This is a genomic window from Blautia sp. ZXY-1-C6 (assembly GCF_056339875.1).
On record NZ_JBWJVQ010000004.1, the window covers coordinates 1 to 3,843 of the forward strand.

Here is a 3,843-nt window from a genome sequence, read left to right on the forward strand (position 1 = left end):
AAATATCAATAAAATTTCTGCACACTACCATGGTCGGCACAACAAGGGATGCATATTCCGGATCAATCTCCATCTCCTGTGCCAGCAGGTCAACAGATTTTCCAACTGTATCCTCATAGCGTTTCATAAATTCTTCCCTTGTAATGATCCTGTCTTCCATTTCCTCCTGGAAGATCATATCTGTAATAAAATCTCCCATCAGGATCACATTCCTGATCTCCTTATCCTTCAGATACAGACGCTGAAAGCTCATCAGGTCATTTCGGATAAATTCCTCAACCAGCTTGTCATAATGAATGGTTGTTTTCTCCAGTTCCTGCAGACGCTGGCGGATTCTTAAACTTCCCATTTTAAGTCCCTGGGTAGTGACCAGAGCATCCTTGTCAAAGAGGGAAACCTGAAGGCTTCCGCCGCCCACATCCAGGATCGCGGTGCCTTTCTGGATCATCTTTTTGAATCCCTTTTCTATAGCAGCAATTGATTTGTACCCAAGGAAATGCTGTTCTGCACTGCTTAATATTTCAATTTTCATTCCTGTACGCTGATAGATCTGTTCAATGATCAGCAGCGGATTCACAAGTTCTCTGAATGCACTGGTGCCGCAGGCACGATACTCTTCCACCCCAAAGTCCTGCATCAGCCTCTTAAAGTCGTTCAGCACCTCACATAAAACATTCAGCATTTCTGAATCGATCTTTCCGTCAGAATAGACACCCTTTCCGATTTCCAGACTGTATCTGACATCATTCAGTTCACGAAAACCAATTCTTTTTGACATCTCAAAGATCTTCATGCTGACTTCATAAGATCCGATGTCAATGGCTGCAAATGTCATGACTGCCATATGCGTTCCCCCTTTACCATTCATCTATTTGCTTTTTTATTCCTTCTCCACACCCAGCAGATGGTCGATAAACTGCTGTGCAGTTCGTCCTGTAAGTCCTCCATGGGAAAGCTCCCACTTATTTGCTTCCAGAAGCAGCTCGTCCTCCGGCATGGTAATTCCGTTTCTCTCTGCGAGAGCTTTCACAATTGTCTGGAATTCTTTTTTGCTCGGTGCGCCATAGTAAATACGGACACCAAAACGATAAACCAGTGAAAGCTTCTCCTGCACTGTATCGGAGGAATGCAGATCGTCATCATCCATGATCTCCAGCTTATCACTGGATTTCTCTCTTACCAGATGTCTTCTGTTACTTGTTGCATAGATCAGGATATTGTCCGGCTTCTTCTCCAGACCCCCCTCGATCACTGCCTTCAGATATTTATATTCGATTTCAAATTCCTCGAATGACAGATCATCCATATAGATAATGAATTTATAGTTTCTGTTCTTGATCTGGGCGATCACATCATTCAGATCCTGAAACTGATGCTTATACACCTCGATAATACGAAGTCCCTCATCATAATAACGGTTCAGGATTCCCTTGATACTTGAGGATTTACCTGTACCCGCATCACCAAAAAGCAGACAGTTGTTTGCCTTTCTGCCTCTTACGAAAGCTTCTGTATTCTCGATCAGTTTCTGCTTCGGGATTTCATATCCGACCAGGTCTTCCAGTTTCACATGAGCGATCCTTGTGATCGGCTGGATCTCCACATTATCATTCTCATCATGGCCTACACGAAAAGCCTTATGTAATCCCAGCTTACCCACACCAAAATCCTTATAAAACTGTACCATATCCTTCATGAATTCCTCTGTGGACTCCGCTGCTGCCAGCGTTTTGCTCAGATCACAGATACGGTCTCTGATACGGGAATTAAACATCTTGCTGTTACTTCCGGTGTTGGTATAATCACCGAGAACCTTACAGCAGGAAATTCCAAATGCCTCATCCAGTACAGTCAGGTCAAAATCATACAGTTCTTTAAACACACCGAAATCATTCAGTGCCAGTTCATTAATACTTCCGTTGACAGCCCCTCTGATCTCACAGGCTGTACTGAATGCATTTTCATTATTTACCAGAAGAAATGTCAGATAACAGTGCCATAAATTTCCGGAAAATCCATAAGCGCCGGCAGTTTCCACCAGTCCGTTGGCACACTCAAAGAACAGCCCTTCCTTTTCTTTCAGATCAGGTGCTTTCTGTTCCCAGGCATTCATCAGTTCTGCCATTTTATCAAGGATTTCTCCATGTTCAAAGTTACGGTATAAGATGCATTCATTTAATCTAGCCATTTTTATTACTTCCTTCTTACCTTGTTGTTTTATCTTATTGTTCTGCTGTGAGTGGTATAATTATTTCGAAAACGATGTACCAGAGTGTGTTTGAAAAATGCTTTACGCAAAATATGCCGCAAAGTGGGACGTGCAGATTGTGGAAATGATTTTTCAAACACGCTCTGGCATTATGGAAATGATTTTTAATAATTTCCCAAAATTCTCATTCTGTCAGCTTCTGCCTCAATTCCTCTCAGGGCATTCTTCACTGCACTGTCCTTTAAATTTCCCTCGAAATCAACAAAAAAACGGTACTGCCAGTTCTTCCCTGTGATCGGGCGGGATTCAATCTTCGTCATATTCAGTCCATTATAAATAATGTGAGACAACATATTGTAAAGAGTTCCGCTCTCATGATGCAGTTCAAAGAAAATACTGATCTTATGTGCATCCTTCACATAGATCGGTTTCTTACTCACGATCACAAAACGTGTGGCATTCTGTCCGTTATAGCAGATATTCTCAGCCAGGATCTTCAGTCCGTAAAGCTCTCCTGCCTGTCTGCTGGCAATAGCTGCCTGCGTCTTGTCATTGTCTTCTTTTATCTTCTTGGCAGAACCGGCAGTATTTTCCATCTCTTTCTTCTTCCAGTCCGGATGAGATTCCAGATATTTTCCACACTGGGAAAGTGCCTGAGGATGAGAACATACCTGTCTGATATCCTCCAGTTCAGCATCCGGCAGTCCCAGAAGTACATGCTCCGGACGGATGATCTGTTCTCCTACAATGCTAAGCTCATACTCTGTAAGAAGATCATAAATATCAGCAACAATACCGGCAGTTGTATTCTCAATGGGAAGTACCGCATAGTCTGCTCTTCCTCCACAACTGCTTCCATTGCATCGCGCCAGGTTTTTACATGAAAACTCTCAATATCGTCCTGGAAATATTCCCTCATTGCAGCATAGCTGTATGCACCTTCCACACCCTGAAAGACAACTCTTACATCTTTCAGCGGAAGTGCATCTACCATTTCCAGTTTCTCATCGTCCTCGATTCCATGCTCTGTGAGAAGCTGATACTGTCTCTTACGGCTGATCGCCATGATCTGCTGAAAAAGCTCCTGCGCACCAAGCTGATTAAATTCTCCATGCGCCTTACCTCTCAGGACCTCCAGCTTCTGTCTCTCTCTTTCCGGATCCAGAACCTTCTTTCCTGTACGTATCTTATATTCTGCAACATCCTCACACACCTTCATTCTCTGTTCAAAAAGACGTATGATATCGCTGTCGATCTTATCTATTTCATTTCTGCATTCCTGTAAATCTATCATTTATGTTATACCTTTTTACTTTCACAAATTCTCTACAATATCAGTCATCTCTCCGATAAAGGAAAGAGAACCAAAGGCAATGATCACATCCTGTTCCCCGGCAAGTGAAAAAGCCTCCTCCACTGCATCTTTAATCGTATCCATTGCCTGTACATTGGGATTGTATTCACTGACAGTCTTCGCCAGCTCTCCGGCAGGCAACGCCCTTATATTATCCGGAGTCTGGATCGTAAGTATCCGGTCTGCAAAGTGCGCAGTTTTCTGAATCACACTTCTGTAATCCTTATCTGCAAACACTCCCATAATATAGATGATCCGTTTTCCCTTAAAATAATGCTCT

General features: G+C 42.9%; 5 protein-coding genes and 2 pseudogenes. 1 reads left to right on the forward strand and 6 read right to left on the reverse strand.

Annotation, left to right across the window (positions count from 1 at the left end):
* The 3 genes from AC075J_RS00190 to AC075J_RS00200 all read right to left on the reverse strand — a co-directional run.
* Positions 1-844 (reverse strand): Ppx/GppA phosphatase family protein (locus AC075J_RS00190; protein ID WP_476389817.1); only part of this gene is annotated, 844 nt, incomplete at its 3' end.
* A gap of 36 nt (positions 845-880) precedes the next feature.
* The gene (locus AC075J_RS00195; protein WP_008707619.1) at positions 881-2,188 is read right to left on the reverse strand and encodes an ATP-binding protein; all 1,308 of its coding nucleotides are present in this window, start codon (positions 2,186-2,188) and stop codon (positions 881-883) included.
* Positions 2,189-2,222: 34 nt separating this feature from the next.
* A complete protein-coding gene (locus AC075J_RS00200) occupies positions 2,223-2,345 on the reverse strand; it encodes a DUF6783 domain-containing protein (protein ID WP_465078647.1) in 123 nt (40 codons plus the stop codon).
* Here AC075J_RS00200 and AC075J_RS00205 point away from each other — a divergent pair.
* Positions 2,298-2,504, forward strand: a pseudogene (locus tag AC075J_RS00205) (DUF6783 domain-containing protein); the annotation flags it as partial. The gene AC075J_RS00200 and the pseudogene AC075J_RS00205 overlap by 48 nt on opposite strands.
* 193 nt (positions 2,505-2,697) lie before the next feature.
* Here AC075J_RS00205 and AC075J_RS00210 read toward each other — a convergent pair.
* From AC075J_RS00210 to AC075J_RS00220, 3 genes and pseudogenes are all read right to left on the reverse strand, one after another.
* Positions 2,698-3,030 (reverse strand): annotated as a pseudogene (locus tag AC075J_RS00210) (prephenate dehydratase domain-containing protein); the annotation flags it as partial.
* Complete coding sequence (locus AC075J_RS00215) at positions 2,952-3,503, reverse strand: chorismate mutase (RefSeq protein ID WP_476389818.1); 552 nt, start codon at positions 3,501-3,503, stop codon at positions 2,952-2,954. The pseudogene AC075J_RS00210 and the gene AC075J_RS00215, both read right to left, overlap by 79 nt.
* A gap of 21 nt (positions 3,504-3,524) precedes the next feature.
* Positions 3,525-3,843, reverse strand: a 319-nt coding sequence (locus AC075J_RS00220) for a glutamate ligase domain-containing protein (RefSeq protein ID WP_476389819.1), incomplete at its 5' end; no start/stop codon positions are given.